Here is a 16761-nt window from a genome sequence, read left to right as displayed (position 1 = left end):
CGTCGGCACCGCAGCTTCCTTGGAGCGTGAGAGACCTTGGCCGGATCGGCTGAATTCGACCTGTACCGCCCGTCCGAGGAGCACTCCATGCTCCGCGACGCCATTCGCGCGCTGGCCGAGGCGAAGATCGCGCCGTACGCCGCCGCGGTGGACGAGGAGGCGCGCTTCCCTCAGGAGGCGCTGGATGCCCTTGTGGCGAACGACCTGCACGCGGTGCACGTGCCCGAGGAGTACGGCGGCGCCGGCGCGGACGCCCTCGCCACGGTCATCGTGATCGAGGAGGTGGCGCGTGCCTGCGTGTCGTCCTCGCTGATCCCGGCCGTGAACAAGCTCGGCTCCCTGCCGGTGATCCTCTCCGGCTCCGAGGAGCTGAAGAAGAAGTACTTGGGGCCGCTGGCCAAGGGCGACGCGATGTTCTCGTATTGCCTTTCCGAGCCCGAGGCCGGATCCGACGCGGCCGGTATGAGGACGAAGGCCGTCCGTGACGGCGACCACTGGGTCCTCGACGGTGTGAAGCGCTGGATCACCAACGCGGGCGTTTCCGAGTATTACACGGTCATGGCCGTGACCGACCCGGAGAAGCGCTCCAAGGGCATATCGGCCTTCGTCGTCGAGAAGTCGGACCCGGGTGTGTCCTTCGGCGCCCCGGAGAAGAAGCTCGGCATCAAGGGCTCCCCCACCCGCGAGGTCTACTTCGACAACGTCCGCATCCCGGCCGACCGCATGATCGGCGCGGAGGGCACCGGCTTCGCGACCGCGATGAAGACCCTGGACCACACCCGGATCACCATCGCCGCCCAGGCGCTCGGTGTCGCCCAGGGCGCCTTCGACTACGCCAAGGGCTACGTCAAGGAGCGCAAGCAGTTCGGCAAGGCGATCGCCGACTTCCAGGGCATCCAGTTCATGCTCGCCGACATGGCGATGAAGATCGAGGCGGCCCGCCAGCTCACCTACGCGGCCGCCGCCAAGTCGGAACGCGGCGACAGCGACCTGACCTTCCAGGGCGCCGCCGCGAAGTGCTTCGCCTCGGACGTGGCGATGGAGGTCACCACGGACGCGGTCCAGTTGCTGGGCGGTTACGGCTACACGCGCGACTACCCGGTCGAGCGGATGATGCGCGATGCCAAGATCACCCAGATCTACGAGGGCACCAACCAGGTCCAGCGGATCGTGATGGCGCGCAACCTGCCGTGACACCACGGCCGGTCACGGCTGCGCACGGAGGTTTCCGGGGCACCCTGCGGGGTGCCCCTTTCCGTGGTGCGCGGCGGATCCCGTCCGTGGATCGGGGGCGTGGGCCGGACCCACGCCCCCTCGCCGTCAGCGGTCCAGCTCCTCCAGCGTCGCGTTCGACGGGCCCCGCCTGCCCTTCAGGCCCCGGGCCACGTCCTCGGCCGCACCCAGCACGCGCACCGCGTTCTGCCAGGTCAGCTTGGCCAGGTCGGACTTCGACCAGCCGCGGTCGAGCAGTTCGGCGATCAGGTTCGGATAGCCCGAGACATCGTTGAGGCCGTCCGGCGTGAAGGCCGTGCCGTCGTAGTCGCCGCCGATGCCCAGGTGGTCGACGCCCGCCGCCTCACGCATGTGGTCCAGATGGTCGGCGACCGTCCCGACCGTCGCGACGGGGCGGGGGTTGCGCTCCTCGAAGGCGCGGTGGACCTTCATCGCCTGCGGGGTCGTGTCGAGATGGTGGAAACCGTGCGTGCGCATGTTCTCGTCCGCGGCGGCCGTCCAGTCGACCGCCGCACGCAGCACGAACTTGGGGACAAACGTCACCATCGCCACGCCCCCGTTGGCGGGCAGGCGCTCGAGGACGTCGTCGGGGATGTTGCGCGGGTGGTCGCAGACCGCACGGGCGGAGGAGTGCGAGAAGATCACCGGGGCGTCCGTGGTGTCCAGCGCGTCCCGCATCGTCGTCGCCGCCACGTGCGAGAGGTCGACCAGCATCCCGAGGCGGTTCATCTCACGCACGACCTCGCGGCCGAAGGTGGTGAGGCCGCCGGCCGCCGGCCGGTCGGTCGCCGAGTCCGCCCACGCGACGTTGTCGTTGTGGGTGAGGGTCATGTACCGCACGCCGAGCTCGTACAGTCCGCGCAGGGTGCCGAGCGAGTTTGCGATCGAATGGCCGCCCTCCGCGCCCATCAGCGACGCTATGCGGCCCTCCGCGCGCGCCGCCTCCATGTCGGCGGCGGTCAGCGTCGGTCGCAGGTCCGCCGGATAACGCTCCGTCAGCTGCCGTACGCAGTCGATCTGTTCCAGCGTCGCGGGCACCGGGTCGGGCAGATCGCTGCGCACGTACACCGACCAGAACTGCGCCCCGACCCCGCCCTCGCGCAGCCGCGGCAGGTCGGTGTGCAGGTGCTCGTTCTGATGGTGGGCGATGTCGCGGGCGTCCAGGTCGTAACCGACCTGCTCGCGCAGCGCCCAGGGCAGGTCGTTGTGCCCGTCGACCACCGGGAACTCGCGCAGCAGGTTCCGGGCCGCCTCCAGGGAGGGCGAGGTCACCGGCGTCACTTCCCCGTGCCGAAGCCGAAGCCCGCCGTCGCGCCCTCGACCTTGGAGCGCAGCCGCTTGCCCTTCTCGGTGGCCTGGTCGTTGAGGTCCTGCTGGAAGTCGCGCATCTTCCCGAGCAGGTCCTCGTCGTGCGCGGCGAGAATACGGGCCGCGAGCAGCCCCGCGTTGCGGGCACCGCCCACCGAGACCGTCGCCACCGGAACACCGGCGGGCATCTGCACGATCGACAGCAGCGAGTCCATGCCGTCCAGGTACTTCAGCGGGACCGGGACGCCGATGACGGGCAGCGGGGTGACGGACGCGAGCATCCCGGGCAGGTGCGCGGCGCCTCCGGCGCCCGCGATGAGCACCTTCAGACCACGGTCCGCCGCGTGCTCACCGTAGGAGATCATCTCGCGGGGCATGCGGTGCGCGGAGACGACGTCGACCTCGTACGCGACCTCGAACTCGTCGAGGGCCTTTGCGGCGGCCTCCATGACGGGCCAGTCGGAGTCCGACCCCATGACGATGCCGACCAAGGGGAAGGGGCGTGCGTCAGCGCTCGTGGCGGGGTGGCGGTCGGGTGACGGGAGGGCAGGGCTCATTCGGTGATGGTGCCTCTCAGGTAGCCGGCAGCGTGACGTGCGCGCTCCAGCACGTCGTCCAGGTCGTCGCCGTAGGTGTTGACGTGTCCGACCTTGCGGCCGGGCTTCACGTCCTTGCCGTACATATGGATCTTGAGCTGGGGGTCCCGGGCCATGCAGTGCAGATACGCGGAGTACATGTCGGGGTAGTCGCCGCCCAGCACGTTGACCATGACGGTCCACTTGGCCCGCGGGCGCGGGTCACCGAGCGGGAGGTCGAGGACGGCCCGTACATGGTTGGCGAACTGCGAGGTGATCGCGCCGTCCTGGGTCCAGTGGCCCGAGTTGTGCGGGCGCATCGCCAGCTCGTTGACGAGGAGGCGGCCGTCGCGGGTCTGGAACAGCTCGACGGCCAGGTGACCGACGACGCCGAGCTCCTTGGCGATCGTCAGGGCCATCTCCTCGGCCCTCAGCGCCAGCGCCTCGTCCAGATCGGGGGCGGGCGCGATCACGGTGTCGCAGACCCCGTCGACCTGCTGGGACTCCACGACCGGGTACGCAACCGCCTGTCCGTGCGGGGACCGCACGACGTTCGCGGCCAGCTCCCGCACGAAGTCGACCTTCTCCTCGGCGAGGACCGGGACGCCCGCCCGGAACGGCTCCGCGGCCTCCTCGGGCGACGTCACGACCCATACGCCCTTGCCGTCGTAGCCGCCGCGGACGGTCTTCAGGACGACGGGGAAACCGTCGCCCTCCGCCGCGAAGGCGACGACGTCCTGCGGATCGCTCACGATGCGGTGGCGCGGGCACGGCACCCCGATCGAGTCGAGCCTCGCCCGCATCACGCCCTTGTCCTGGGCGTGCACGAGCGCGTCCGGGCCGGGGCGGACGGGGATGCCGTCCGCCTCCAGGGCCCGCAGGTGCTCGGTGGGCACGTGCTCGTGATCGAAGGTGATCACGTCACAGCCCCGCGCGAAGGCACGCAGGGTCTCCAGGTCGCGATAGTCGCCGACGACGACATCGTGGACGACCTGCGCCGCGGAGTCCTGGGGGGTGTCACTGAGGAGCTTGAACCTGATGCCGAGCGGGATGCCCGCCTCGTGTGTCATACGAGCGAGCTGTCCACCGCCGACCATGCCGACTACCGGAAACGTCACGCACCCAGGGTATCGGCCACGCGGACACGGCCGGTTTCCGTCCCCGCGGGACGGCAGCCCGCGACCGGACGGCGTCCCGTCGGCCCGCTTCCCTGCTGCTTTCTTTCCGTCCTCATGAACCGGTCCACAGGCGGCGGCCACCTGCGCTGGTTAGCATGGCGGAGTTGACGGAACCGCTCGGCGCGTCCTGCCGGGCCGGCGCACTCGACCGACCGAATCGACGACAGGACCGACCCGACGGGGGCTGGCAACACCATGGGCAGTGGTTCCACAGGCCTCAAGAGCGAGCCCCCCGGTGCGATGCGCCGGCAGTTCGACCAGCTCATACGTGAGATCGCCAAGTTCGGCGCGGTCGGCGGTGCGGGGCTGCTGGTCAATCTGCTGGTCTTCAACCTCGTGCGGCACGCCACCGGGCTCCAGGTGGTCCGTGCCAGTGTCATCGCCACCGTCGTGGCGATCGTCTTCAACTACATCGGGTTCCGCTACTTCACCTACCGGGACCGCGACAAGAGCGGCAGCACCCGTGAGATATCGCTGTTCCTGCTGTTCAGCGCCGCGGGCCTGGTGATCGAGAACGGCGTCCTGTACATCGCGACGTACGGGTTCGGCTGGGACACCCCACTGCAGAGCAACATCTTCAAGTTCCTCGGGATCGGACTCGGCACGCTGTTCCGGTTCTGGTCCTACCGCTCCTGGGTCTTCCGGACGCTGCCGGCCGGTGAGGCCGTGGCAGGTGCGGAGTCCATCCTCGAGGCGGCCGAGCGGCAGCGCCGTCAGGGCCAGCACGTCAACCGCTGAGCCGGCTCCTCGTCCGACCCGGTGCCGCGGGCGGCCTCCGGCACCGGTCGGCCCGTCCCGGTTCCCGCCCGCGCCGGACACTCATCTGACCGTGGTCCCCGGCTCGTCCGGCTCGTCCCCCTGGGACGCCGTCTTCAGAGGCGTGCGGGACAGGAACAGGCCGAAGACCGGCGGCTGGGTCTGGAGCATCTCCAGCCGGCCGCCGTCCGCCTCGGCGAGATCGCGGGCGACCGCCAGCCCGATGCCCGTGGAGTTGCGGCCGCTGATCGTGCGCTCGAAGATGCGGGAACCCAGCTCCGCCGGCACGCCGGGTCCTTCGTCGGTCACCTCCACGACGGCCTGGTTGCCCGTGACACGGGTGCGCAGGGCGACGGTGCCGCCACCGTGCATGAGCGAGTTCTCGATCAGGGCGGCCAGCACCTGGGCGACGGCGCCCGGCGTGCCCACGGCCCGCAGATGCCGCTTGCCCGAGCTGACGATGGCCCGTCCCGCGCTGCGGTAGGCGGGGCGCCACTCGGCGAGCTGCTGCTGGATGACCTCGTCGAGGTCGAAGGAGACGGCGGAGCCGGTGCGTGGGTCGCGGGCGTTGGTCAGCAGCCGTTCGACGACGTCCGTGAGCCGTTCCACCTGCGTGAGCGCGATGGTCGCCTCCTCCTTCACCGTGTCCGGCTCGTCGGTGAGGGTGATCTCCTCCAGCCGCATGGAGAGCGCGGTGAGCGGTGTGCGCAGCTGGTGGGAGGCGTCGGCGGCCAGTCGGCGCTCGGCCGTGAGCATGCGCGCGATCCGCTCGGCGGAGGAGTCGAGGACATCGGCGACCCGGTCCAGTTCCGGGACTCCGTACCGCTTGTGGCGCGGCCGAGGATCGCCGGAACCGAGGCGTTCCGCCGTCTCGGCGAGGTCGGTGAGCGGGGAGGCGAGGCGGTTGGCCTGGCGTACGGCGAGCAGGACCGCGGCGATGATCGCGAGCAGTGCGACCAGGGCGATGATCAGCAGCGTGCGGCCCACTTCCCGGGTGACCGTGGAGCGGGGTTCCTCCACGCGGACCGTCTCACCCTCCTCGCCCTTGGCCGTGGAGTGGATGACGTCCCCCACGGGCTTGGTGCCCACCTCGATGGGAGGCTGGCCGGGGATGCCGATGACCGCGTACCGGTCGCCCGTGACCTGGGCCTTGAAGACCGCGGCGGTGACCTTCTCGTCGCCGAGGAGCCGGCTGTCCACGATGCTGGCGAGCCGCAGCGCCTCGGAGTCGACACGTTCCTGCGCGCTGTTGCTGATCGTCCGGGTCTCGACGATGACGAGGGAGATGCCGAAGACGGCGATCACCACGAGGACGACGGCGAGGGTGGACTGGATGAGACGACGACGCACGGGGCCCTCCGGGCAATGGCTCTACGACGACCAGTGTGCCCCGGGCACCGCCTGTGCCGCGGGCCGGGGCAGCGGCCTCGTGACGGGAGGGGCGCCCCCACGACCGGCCACGAGCGCCGCGGGCCCGCGCCCGCCGCGCGGCCATGAGCGCGGCAGCGGTCGGCGCGCACGACGGCCGGCCCGGCCGAGCCCGGCGGCGGCGACCGGGGTCCGTCGTCCGGATCGGGTCGGCTGAGAGGGACTGCGCCTTTCGGTCGACCCGAGCGGGGCGTGGCGACGCGGAGCGGCGGCGGCCGTCGACAACGCGGCAGCCGCGTGTGCCGCACCCCGCGGCGCCGGCCCGACCCGGACGACCGGCCCTAGCTCTTCTCGAAGCGGAAGCCCACTCCCCGTACCGTCGCGATGTAGCGCGGGTTGGCGGCGTCGTCCCCCAGCTTCTTGCGCAGCCAGGAGATGTGCATGTCCAGCGTCTTCGTGGACGACCACCACGTGGTGTCCCAGACCTCGCGCATCAGCTGGTCGCGCGTGACGACCCGGCCCGCGTCCCGGACGAGGACCCGCAGCAGATCGAACTCCTTGGCGGTGAGCTGGAGCTCCTCGTCACCCATCCACGCCCGGTGCGACTCGACGTCGATGCGCACCCCGTGCGTGGCGGGCGGCTGCGCGGGCTCGGCGGAGCCGCGCCGCAGCAGCGCCCGGACGCGGGCGAGCAGCTCGGCGAGCCGGAAGGGCTTGGTGACGTAGTCGTCGGCACCCGCGTCGAGACCGACGACGGTGTCCACCTCGTCGGCGCGTGCGGTCAGGATCAGGATGGGGACGGTGTGGCCCTCGGCACGCAGCCGGCGGGCCACCTCCAGGCCGTCCATGCCGGGCAGGCCGAGGTCCAGCACGACCAGGTCGACGCCGCCCTGCATTCCGGCGTCGAGCGCGGTGGGTCCGTCCTCGCGCACCTCGACCTCGTACCCCTCCCGGCGCAGGGCACGGGCCAGGGGCTCCGAGATGGACGCGTCGTCCTCGGCGAGCAGTACACGGGTCATGGGGTGATGGTAGTCCGCCTGGGACAAGAGCAAAGGTGTGATCCAGGGTGTGACCGGCAGGGGGTATTTCTTACCTTCGTGTGCAGACACGCACCGCCGTCGGCGCCGGTCACGGAGCGCAGTCGCGCCCGTTCGCCACGGGTGTCATTCCGTGTGGAGACCTTCGAATGGGCGCCCCCAGTTCCGGTCTCACCTGTGATCCCGGTCTCGGTCCTTCCGTTCGCGCCGCTCCGATGACGTATGGTGACCGGAACGCCTGTAGCACCACCCGGGACCTTTGGCGGGCACTTGACGCTGAAGGTCTCTTTTGCGTGCGAGCTGGTTCTCACCAGCCTCGAAAGGAATGACCTATGGCCGGGCCTTCGGCGCTCTGACGCGCGTAGAGGCGTGGATCCCGGTGGTCGCCGTCCACCGCTCCTCCGTGAGCGGACACCCCGTGGGCGTGGGGCGGACGGCCGATCCCGCCGGTGCCGGCCGCCAACCGGGCATGCGACCCCCGGGCTTCGGCCCCGCCCGATCCGGGGACCCCCACGCGCATGCCCCGACCAGCAAGGAACGACCATGGCGTCCAGCCTGACGAAGGACTCGGTCCGACCGGGCAATCCCGGTTCCGAGAAGACCTTCTTCGGCCACCCCCGCGGACTGGCCACACTCTTCATGACCGAGATGTGGGAGCGCTTCTCCTACTACGGCATGAGGGCCCTTCTCCCGCTGTACCTGGTCGCCCCCGGCGGCCTGCACCTGAGCGCGGCCAGTGCGACCGCGATCTACTCGGTGTACGTGTCGCTCGTATACCTGCTCGCCCTGCCGGGCGGCTGGTTCGCGGACCGTCTCCTCGGCCCGCGGAAGACGGTCGCCCTGGCCGGCTTCATCATCATGCTGGGTCACCTCACCCTGGCCCTGCCGTCCGCCGGCACGTTCTACGCCGGTCTCGGACTCGTCGCCATCGGCTCGGGTCTGCTGAAGGCCAACATCTCGACGATGGTCGGCCACCTCTACAACGGCCCGGACGACGCGCGCCGCGACGGTGGCTTCACGATCTTCTACGTCGGCATCAACCTGGGCGCCTTCGCCGCACCGCTGGTCATCGGCACCATCGGCGAGAACGTCAACTGGCACCTGGGCTTCGCGCTCGCCGCGCTCGGCATGGCGCTCGGCCTCGGCCAGTTCCTGCTCGGCGGCCGCCACCTGAGCGAGCGCTCCAGCCACGTCCCGACCCCGCTGACCGCCGAGGAGAAGGTCTCCACGCTGCGCAAGTCCGCGCTGTGGGCGGCCGTCGCGATCGTCTTCTACGCGATCGTCGGCTTCTCCGGTGCCTACACCCTGAACTGGCTGCTGGTCCCGATCACCGTCGCCGGCCTGGTGATCCCGGTCCTGGTGATCGCCCGGATCAAGCGGGACAAGGACCTCGACCGCACCGAGCAGTCCCGGATGACCGCGTACATCTGGTTCTTCGTGGCCGCGGCCGTGTTCTGGATGATCTACGACCAGGGTGGCTCCACCCTGTCGATCTTCGCCGACTCGTCGGCCAAGAACACGATCTTCGGCTGGGACTTCCCGGTCTCCTGGTACCAGTCGGTCAACCCGGTCATGATCATGGCGCTGGCCCCGGTCTTCGCGTGGCTGTGGCTGGCACTCAACCGCCGCGGCAAGGAGCCCGGCACCGCGGTGAAGTTCGCCTCCGGCCTGGTCCTGGTCGGCGCCTCCTTCTTCCTGTTCCTCGCCCCGCTCGGGATCGCCGACGGCGGTCACAAGGCCGCGGCGCTGTGGCTGGTCGCGATCTACTTCGTGCAGACCGTCGGTGAGCTGACGCTCTCCCCGGTGGGCCTCTCGGTCACCACGAAGATGGCCCCGGCGAAGTACGCCTCCCAGATGATGGGTGTCTGGTTCCTGGCCGTCACCGCCGGTGACGCCACGACCGGTCTGCTGTCCATCGCGGGCGTCGACCTGAACACGACGGGCATCGTGACCCTGGAAGCGGCGGTCGCCGTGGTCGCCGGTGTGGCGGTGCTGATGTACCGCAAGAAGGTCAAGGAGCTCATGGGCGACGTGCACTGACGTCGCTCCCGAGCCGGCGGAGGGCCGCCGCACCCGTGCGGGTGCGGCGGCCCTCCGCCGTTTCCGGGGTCAGCGGGCACGCCGGGCAGGACGGCACCGGCGTCTCCGTACGACCGCGGCCGCCCCCACGGCTGCGAGCAGCCCGGCGGCGGACGCGGCGGCCGTCCCCCAGGGCACGAACCGTGCCGACGCCGACGCCGAGCCGTGTGCCCCGCCCGCCGCCGTGACGGTGAGTGTCACGTCCACCGCGTCGAGCGCCGGCTGGTGCGGCCACGGCTCGGTGAGCCGGACCCTGCGGCCCGGCGGCAGTCGGAGGTGCAGGGCGTGCGGGGCGCGGTCCAGGACCCGTCCGAGCACTCCGTCGGCGCGCACCGCGAGCCGCGGGGCCAGCACCGTGGTGCCGCGGTTGACCAGCTCGTAGGTGACGCGTCCGGCGCGCACCCGCACGTGCTCCACCGTCAGCGCGGACAACGCGGGCCCCGTGACACGGAGCCGGACGCGTACGGCCGACGAGCGGGTGCCCGCGCTCGCCACGATCACGGCGGGGTGGTCGCCGGGTGCGGCTCCCGAGGGGACCGTCACACTGAACGGAACATCGGCACGGGTGCGGCCGGGCACCGTGACCAGGACCGCGTGCGCCGCGATCCTCCGCCCGCCCGTCGTCCGGGCGAATCCGATCCACGCGCCGCTGCCCGCCGGCACCGACCGGGCCGGGGAGCCGTCGTCCGCGGTGTCGTCGGCGCCGCTCAGCCGGACGGTCAGCGGTCCGCTGCCCGGATTGACCACCGACACCGCGTCCTGCATGACCGTGCCGGGCTCACCCTCCGCGTAGACGTACGGCCGCCCGCCCGCGCCCCCCGTCGCGGGCGCGAGGGACCAGCCGTCCTCGGCGGGTGCGGCGGCCAGCAGGCCCGAGGCGGCGGCGAGGGTGAGCGCGAGGCGGACGGACGGCATCGGCGGCTCCCGACGGAAAGGAGGCGTGTGGCGCCTCGGTGCGGGGCGGTGTGGTCGGGCGACGGGCCGGCGGCTCGTGCGGATCCCGGATACGCCTCAGCGGCGTACCGCCTGGTTGCGGCGCGTCAGCCAGAGCGCTCCGGCCGCTCCCGTGAGCAGGACCGTGCCGCCGAGGGTGCCCAGGGCGATCGCGGAGTCCTCGGGACCGGTCTGCGGCAGCCGTCCGCCCGCGCCGGTGCCGCTCCGGGCGGCGCCGGTCGAGCGGCCGCCCGCGGCGGTGACGTCCAGGGTGAGCGAGGGACCCGGGTTGCCGGCGGGTGTGCATGTGGTCGTCGTGCCGAGCGCCTTGATGGTCAGCACGCCCGCGGTGAAGGTGACCTTGCCGGTCTTCGTCGGCGTGTACGTACCGGTCAAGTCATTGATCTTGATGGGGGTGTTGGCGGGGATCGCGGCCTGGTTGGCCGGTCCCGTCACCGTCAGCGCCCCGCTCTCGGCGCCGCCCAGCTTGATGGTGGCGCTCGGGCTCATCGCGCCCTTGCCCAGCTCGACCGGGCTGGAGGAGACGCCCTTCTGCCAGGACACGGTGATCTTGTAGTTGCTGCCGCTCCTGACGCCCTTGATGTCGATGGGCGACACCGCGCTCTTGTCGCCGATCGGCGTCTTGCACTGGTAGTTGACGTCGACGACCTCGGCCCGGGCCGCCGGAGCCGCCATCAGCACCGCCGAGCCGGCCAGGGCGGACGCGAGCACAGCGCTTCGTTTGTGGTACGACACGGTCCCCTCGTTCCTGACGGCACATCAGATCGGCCGTCAAGGTACGCCCGGGCCCTTACGGAGGGAAGACACAGCGCACACCGGATCCATGGCGATCCGGCGCGAGGGAAGTGATGTGTGCGGCGTCGTACGAAGAAGGGTTCGAACTGTGTCCACCGAGGGTGAGCGGCAGACGGGTACGGACGGACGCTAGGCGGGAGCGCCGAGTTCCGCCCACACCCTCTTGCCGGCGACCCCCGGCGTGCGCGCGACCCCCCAGTCGAGGCAGAGTCGCTGCACGATGAACATCCCGTGTCCGCCGGGGCGTCCGGCGCGGTGCGGGTTGCGCGGCGCGGGCTGACCCGCCCCCCGGTCGGAGACCTCGATCCGCAGCACCTTGTTGTCGCACGCGATCCACAGCTCCTCCGGCCCCTCGGCGTGCAGACACGCGTTGGTGACGAGCTCGGAGACGACGAGCAGCACGTCCTCGGCGGCGGCCCGCTGATCGGCGCCGGCGGCCGGCAGCCAGCCCCACGCGTACAGCGCCTGGCGGGTGAAGTCGCGCGCGAGCGGGACGACACCGCTCTCGCCCGCGAGGCTCAGCCTGCGCACCCGCCGGCCGGGCGGCGGGACGCCCTGCTCGCGCGCAGCCGAGGACGCACCCCCGCCGGACGGACCCTCCACGGGCGTTCCGGAAGCGCCGCTGGGCTCGGGGCCGCGGTCGCCCGGCGAGTAGGGCCGGGTGGTGCTCATCAGCGCTTCACCTCACCGATTCGCCAGTTCACGATTCAAGACTCAGTACGTGGATGGACGGCATTACCGTCAGTTGTTCCTTGCGCCGTTCACGTAGAGGGACGCTTCCTGCGGCTTTGGTCCCGGCTGCCGACATATTCAGCATGTCTCCTGCCCGACCGCGCGGCCGGAACACCCATGGATTCAGCCCGGAACCTGTGACGCGCGTAACGCGCTGGTCACACAGTGACATCCGATGACCCCCCGGCCGCATCAGTCGGCCAAGGCCGTGTCCAGCGTGTCGTGGACGGTGAAGACGGCATCCGCGCCGGTGATCGCGAAGACTCGCGCCACCACGGGCTGCATCCCCACCAGATGGACCCCTCCACCCGCGGCCTCGGCCTTCAGCCGGGCGCCGAGCAGCACGTTCAGCCCGGTGGAGTCGCAGAACTCCAAACGTGAGCAGTCCACGACCAGGCGCGAGAACCCCTTGCCCAGGCAGTCCTCGAGTGGTTCACGCAACAGGTCGGCGGTGTGGTGATCCAACTCACCCGCCGGGGTCACGACAGCACTCGTGCCCTCCTGCCGCACCTCGACCAGAAGCCGGCCCGACTGTGCGCTGCCGACCGTCCCGCGGTCCATGCCGTCTCTCTCCCGACCGTCGTGACTGTTGATGGACGCCCTCGAACATTACGCCTTCCTCACGCCCCTTGACACCCGAACAACCCCACTAATTCGGACATTTACCAACAGAATGCACTTGCGGTGGGGTGACAAAAGCGGGTAGGGCTAGAGGTACAGCCATTCGACACGGCCGGCTTCGGAGGCGCCGCACACCGTAGTGCACGTATTGGCATCGGCAGCCATATGCCGAGAACGATGGAGGACATCATGTCACCCCGGCTCGACGCATCGCAGACCCAGAGGGCGACGTCGGCACTCCCCCTGGCACAACCGCACGACCACACCGACGACCTCGCCCAGCAGAACGGTCTCACCGAGCCCGAAGGCCTCGAGGGCCTTCCGGAGATCCCCCCGTACGACGAGGTGGGAGCGGTGGACGCGCGAGCCCTGTCCAAGACGCTCTTCCAGCGGCTGGAGTCGCTCGAGGAAGGCACGCACGAGTACTCGTACGTGCGCAACACGCTCGTCGAGCTGAACCTCGCCCTGGTGAAATTCGCCGCGTCGCGCTTCCGCTCGCGCAGCGAGCCGATGGAGGACATCATCCAGGTCGGCACGATCGGCCTGATCAAGGCCATCGACCGCTTCGAGCTCAGCCGCGGTGTGGAGTTCCCGACCTTCGCGATGCCGACGATCATCGGCGAGATCAAGCGCTTCTTCCGCGACACGTCGTGGTCCGTGCGGGTGCCGCGCCGGCTGCAGGAACTCCGCCTCGACCTCGCGAAGGCCGGCGACGATCTCGCCCAGAAGCTGGACCGCGCACCGACGGTCGCCGAGCTGGCCGAACGCCTCGGCATCTCGAACGACGAGGTCGTCGAGGGCATGGCGGCGTCGAACGCCTACACGGCGAGCTCCCTCGACGCGCAGCCCGAGGAGAACGACTCCGAGGGCACGCTCGCGGACCGCATCGGTTACGAGGACCACGGGCTCGAAGGCATCGAGTACGTCGAGTCGTTGAAGCCGCTGATCGCCGAACTGGCGCCGCGCGACCGCAAGATCCTCTCGCTGCGCTTCTACGCCAACATGACGCAGTCGGAGATCGGCGACGAACTGGGCATCTCCCAGATGCACGTGTCGCGATTGCTGTCCCGGACACTGGTGCGTCTGCGCAAGGGACTCACCGTCGAGGAGTGACGGCCTCCACGTGACCGCCTCCGTCCGGTGTCCGCAAGGGCACCGGACGGACTGCTGTCCGCGCCCGGACGTCCCGCGCCGCATCCCGTCGGCACGCCCCCTGTTACCCGGGGAAACCTCTTTCCCCACGGGCCTCGGTCCACCACTATGGTCACCCCCAAACTGGTCGGTAGGTCAGGAGCGCGGCGAGCGGCGTCGCCTGGGTGCGAGGAGGCGGGCGGATGACTCGGGCCGACGGGACGGACAGCGGCGCCGGGGCCGGGACGTCCGCAGCGGACACCGCGGGCGCCGGGGCCTTCGGCCCGTCCGACGCACGGCTCACCGAGTTGCTCCGCGCCGACACCGCGACCTCGTACCAGTCACTGCAGGAACTGCGCACCCGTCACCGGCACTCGGTCCTCGCCTACGCGCGACTGTGCACCACGAGCGAACCGGCCGCGCGGCAACTGGCCGGACAGGCCTTCACCCTCGCGGCCCGCGAGACGGCGCGCGGTATCGACCCGGGCCTGCCCTGGCGGCACCGACTCCTGCTGCTCACCGTCCGGTCCGCCCTGTCGTGGGCCACGGACGAGCGGGCCGCCGGCCTCGACGCCGGTCTGCTCCTGGTGATGAACACGGCCGGCCCCGGCGGCCCGGTCCCGCCCCTGCTCCCCGCGTTCCAGTCCCTGGCCTCCCGCACCCAGGGCCTGATCTGGTACGGCGTCGTGGAGGGGGAGAGCGCGGACAGGACGGCGGGATTCCTCGGACTCGGAATGGAGGACGTGGAGTACGGCACCGAACAGGCGCTCAACGCCATGGGCCAGGCCTGTCTGAGGTCCCGTCTCGCCGCCTCGGACGATCCGCGTTGCGGGGACTTCCGGCGGCTGATCGAGGAGTCGGTACGGCCCGACAACCCCCGGTTCAGCGGCGACCTGCACGCCCATATGGTCCGGTGCGCGCACTGCACGGCCGCCTACGAGGAACTCACCGCGCTGCGGGACGCCCCGCGCACCGCGCTGGCCGAGGGACTGCTGCCGTGGGGCGGCACGGCCTACGTAGAGCTCGGCACGAGTGAGCCGCCCGCCCATCCGCGAGCGGCGCAGGCGACCTGGCCCCCGGGCCGCCGGCTGGCCCTGGCCTCGGCGGCCCTCGGCCTGGCCCTGGCACCACTGCTGGTCTTCCTGCTGTCCTCGCAGGGCTCGCCCGGCCGGCACGCGGCGGACGCCTCCGTCGGCACCCCGCCGCAGCCTCCCGCGGTGACCGTCACCGCGACGGTCTCGGTGCACCCCCCGGCCTCGCCGACGCCGTCGCCCTCGTCCTCGGTGGCCTCCGAGCACCCGTCGCCGACGCGGAGTTCCAGGCCGCCGAAGCCGACGCCGAAACCCACTCCCACGGCACACGCGCCCGACGGCTCCTTCGCACAGGTCGTGAACGCCGCCTCGGGTCTGTGCCTGGAGGTCGCCGGCGACTTCGACAACGGCACGGACGTGGCCGTCGTCCCCTGCACGTCCTCATCGAGCCAGCGGTGGCGCTTCGACTCCGGACGCAGCGTGCTGCAGTCGTCGGCCGATCCCGACTTCTGCCTGGACAGCCGTGGCTCGGTGGACAACGGCGTGGGCATCTGGCACTGCGACTCCGTCCACGGCCGCAACGGCCAGAACCTCCGCTTCACCGTCGACGACGACGGAGTCGTCCGCCCGGAGATCGACGTCGGGACCGCGCTCACCCAGGACGAGGACGGCAGTCTGTCGCTGCGTCCGCTGACCGGCGGCACGGATCAGCGGTGGCGGGCCGGGGCCTCCTGACCGGCTGAGGCCGCCGGCCCGCGCGCCCGGTCAGGCCACGCGGCTGCCGTGCCGCCACACCTCGGTGACGAGGGGCACGCCCGGCCGGTAGGCCAGATGGACATGGCTCGGGGCGTCGAGGACCGCGAGGTCCGCGTACGCGCCCGGGACCAGCCGGCCGACGTCCGTGCGGCGCAGGGCGCGGGCGCCGCCCGCCGTGGCCGACCAGACCGCCTCGTCCGGGGTCATGCCCATGTCCCGGACGGCCAGGGCGATGCAGAACGGCACCGAGGACGTGAAGGACGAGCCCGGGTTGCAGTCCGTCGACAGCGCCACCGTCGCGCCCGCGTCGAGGAGGCGGCGGGCGTTCGGCCACTCGGCGCGGGTCGAGAACTCGGCACCGGGCAGGAGCGTGGCGACCGTGCCGCCCTGCGCGAGCGCGTCCACGTCGGCGTCCGTCAGATGCGTGCAGTGGTCGGCGCTGGCGGCGTCGAGTTCCACTGCCAGCTGGACGCCCGGGCCGTACGACAACTGGTTGGCGTGGACCCGGGGATGCAGTCCCCTGCGCTTTCCCGCGGTCAGGACCGCACGGGCCTGGTCCCCGTCGAAGGCGCCCTTCTCGCAGAAGACGTCGATCCACCGCGCGTGCGGCGCACACGCCTCGAGCATCTCGCCGGTGACCAGGGCCACGTATCCGGCGGGGTCGTCGGCGTAGTCCGGGGAGACGATGTGGGCACCGAGGTAGGTGACCTCGTCCGTGTGCGCGGACGCGATGCGCAGCGCACGTGCCTCGTCCTCGACCGTCAGTCCGTAGCCGGACTTGGTCTCGAAGGTGGTGGTGCCCTGGCGGAGCGCCTCGGAGAGGTAGCGGACGAGGTTGGCCTCGAGCTCCTCGTCCGTCGCCGCCCGCGTCGCGGCCACGGTGGTGCGGATGCCGCCCGCCGAGTAGCTGCGGCCCGACATGCGGGCGTTGAACTCCTGCGTGCGGTCGCCCGCGAAGACCAGGTGCGAGTGGGAGTCGACGAAGCCCGGGATCACCGCCCGGCCGCCGACGTCGACCCGGTTGTCGGCGGCGGGTGCGTTGCCCGACTCACCGGTCCAGGCGATGCGGTCGCCGTCGATGACGACGGCCGCGTCCTGGATCAGCCCGAGGGGGGAGTCCGCGCTTTCGCGGGAGGGGTCGTTGGTGACCAGGCTGGCGATGTTGGTGATGACCGTGCTGCTCATGGGTTCCTCGTGGGTGACCGGG

Annotated in this window: 15 protein-coding genes; 5 read left to right on the top strand and 10 right to left on the bottom strand. The window is 71.2% G+C overall.

Features of this window, described 5'->3' with window-relative positions; genetic code table 11:
• Positions 1 to 36: 36 nt before the first annotated feature.
• Positions 37 to 1194, top strand: coding sequence for an acyl-CoA dehydrogenase (locus RCR19_RS22095; RefSeq protein ID WP_331266698.1), 1158 nt, complete (start codon positions 37 to 39; stop codon positions 1192 to 1194).
• Between the two features lie 126 nt (positions 1195 to 1320).
• Here RCR19_RS22095 and RCR19_RS22090 read toward each other — a convergent pair whose 3' ends face one another.
• The 3 genes from RCR19_RS22090 to RCR19_RS22080 all read right to left on the bottom strand — a co-directional run bounded on the left by RCR19_RS22090 (position 1321) and on the right by RCR19_RS22080 (position 4234).
• Positions 1321 to 2514, bottom strand: coding sequence for a dipeptidase (locus RCR19_RS22090; protein ID WP_331266697.1), 1194 nt, complete (start codon positions 2512 to 2514; stop codon positions 1321 to 1323).
• Complete coding sequence (purE, locus tag RCR19_RS22085; RefSeq protein ID WP_059130835.1) at positions 2511 to 3017, bottom strand: 5-(carboxyamino)imidazole ribonucleotide mutase; 507 nt, start codon at positions 3015 to 3017, stop codon at positions 2511 to 2513. The genes RCR19_RS22090 and purE overlap by 4 nt, the downstream gene beginning before the upstream one ends.
• A 77-nt stretch (positions 3018 to 3094) precedes the next feature.
• Complete coding sequence (locus RCR19_RS22080) at positions 3095 to 4234, bottom strand: 5-(carboxyamino)imidazole ribonucleotide synthase (RefSeq protein ID WP_331266696.1); 1140 nt, start codon at positions 4232 to 4234, stop codon at positions 3095 to 3097.
• A 255-nt stretch (positions 4235 to 4489) separates the two neighbouring features.
• Between RCR19_RS22080 and RCR19_RS22075 the strand changes: the two genes are divergently transcribed.
• The gene (locus tag RCR19_RS22075) at positions 4490 to 5032 is read left to right on the top strand and encodes a GtrA family protein (RefSeq protein ID WP_331266695.1); all 543 of its coding nucleotides are present in this window, start codon (positions 4490 to 4492) and stop codon (positions 5030 to 5032) included.
• An 81-nt stretch (positions 5033 to 5113) separates the two neighbouring features.
• On the opposite strand, the gene RCR19_RS22070 is transcribed toward RCR19_RS22075, so the two are convergent.
• Together RCR19_RS22070 and RCR19_RS22065 are read right to left on the bottom strand one after the other, a co-directional pair.
• Positions 5114 to 6400 carry an ATP-binding protein gene (locus RCR19_RS22070; RefSeq protein WP_331266694.1) on the bottom strand — a complete coding sequence of 429 codons (1287 nt, stop codon included), beginning with the start codon at positions 6398 to 6400 and terminating at the stop codon, positions 5114 to 5116.
• 359 nt (positions 6401 to 6759) lie between these two features.
• The gene (locus RCR19_RS22065; RefSeq protein ID WP_331266693.1) at positions 6760 to 7437 is read right to left on the bottom strand and encodes a response regulator transcription factor; all 678 of its coding nucleotides are present in this window, start codon (positions 7435 to 7437) and stop codon (positions 6760 to 6762) included.
• 561 nt (positions 7438 to 7998) lie between these two features.
• On the opposite strand from RCR19_RS22065, the gene RCR19_RS22060 reads away from it, so the two are divergent.
• Positions 7999 to 9495 (top strand): oligopeptide:H+ symporter, encoded by a 1497-nt coding sequence (locus tag RCR19_RS22060; protein WP_331266692.1) that lies wholly within the window; start codon positions 7999 to 8001, stop codon positions 9493 to 9495.
• 69 nt (positions 9496 to 9564) lie between these two features.
• On the opposite strand, the gene RCR19_RS22055 is transcribed toward RCR19_RS22060, so the two are convergent.
• From RCR19_RS22055 to RCR19_RS22040, 4 genes are all read right to left on the bottom strand, one after another.
• Positions 9565 to 10449 (bottom strand): hypothetical protein, encoded by an 885-nt coding sequence (locus tag RCR19_RS22055; protein WP_331266691.1) that lies wholly within the window; start codon positions 10447 to 10449, stop codon positions 9565 to 9567.
• 96 nt (positions 10450 to 10545) lie between these two features.
• A complete protein-coding gene (locus RCR19_RS22050; RefSeq protein WP_331266690.1) occupies positions 10546 to 11223 on the bottom strand; it encodes an LPXTG cell wall anchor domain-containing protein in 678 nt (225 codons plus the stop codon).
• A 189-nt stretch (positions 11224 to 11412) separates the two neighbouring features.
• Positions 11413 to 11955 (bottom strand): ATP-binding protein, encoded by a 543-nt coding sequence (locus RCR19_RS22045; RefSeq protein WP_059130767.1) that lies wholly within the window; start codon positions 11953 to 11955, stop codon positions 11413 to 11415.
• 252 nt (positions 11956 to 12207) lie between these two features.
• A complete protein-coding gene (locus RCR19_RS22040; protein ID WP_059130766.1) occupies positions 12208 to 12576 on the bottom strand; it encodes an STAS domain-containing protein in 369 nt (122 codons plus the stop codon).
• A gap of 249 nt (positions 12577 to 12825) precedes the next feature.
• On the opposite strand from RCR19_RS22040, the gene RCR19_RS22035 reads away from it, so the two are divergent.
• Together RCR19_RS22035 and RCR19_RS22030 are read left to right on the top strand one after the other, a co-directional pair.
• On the top strand, positions 12826 to 13749 hold the full coding sequence (locus tag RCR19_RS22035; protein ID WP_331266689.1) for an RNA polymerase sigma factor SigF: 924 nt from the start codon (positions 12826 to 12828) through the stop codon (positions 13747 to 13749).
• A 221-nt stretch (positions 13750 to 13970) separates the two neighbouring features.
• The gene (locus RCR19_RS22030) at positions 13971 to 15533 is read left to right on the top strand and encodes an RICIN domain-containing protein (protein WP_331266688.1); all 1563 of its coding nucleotides are present in this window, start codon (positions 13971 to 13973) and stop codon (positions 15531 to 15533) included.
• A gap of 30 nt (positions 15534 to 15563) precedes the next feature.
• Here the strand turns inward: RCR19_RS22030 and hutI are convergent, their stop codons facing one another.
• Positions 15564 to 16739 (bottom strand): imidazolonepropionase, encoded by a 1176-nt coding sequence (gene hutI / locus RCR19_RS22025; RefSeq protein WP_331266687.1) that lies wholly within the window; start codon positions 16737 to 16739, stop codon positions 15564 to 15566.
• Positions 16740 to 16761 lie beyond the last annotated feature (22 nt).

It is taken from the genome of Streptomyces sp. WAC07094, from assembly GCF_036320405.1.
In the GTDB taxonomy this organism is placed as follows: Bacteria; Actinomycetota; Actinomycetes; order Streptomycetales; family Streptomycetaceae; genus Streptomyces; species Streptomyces lannensis.
The sequence above is the reverse complement of the archived record's forward strand: the minus strand, read 5'-3'. Positions and strand labels throughout refer to the sequence as shown.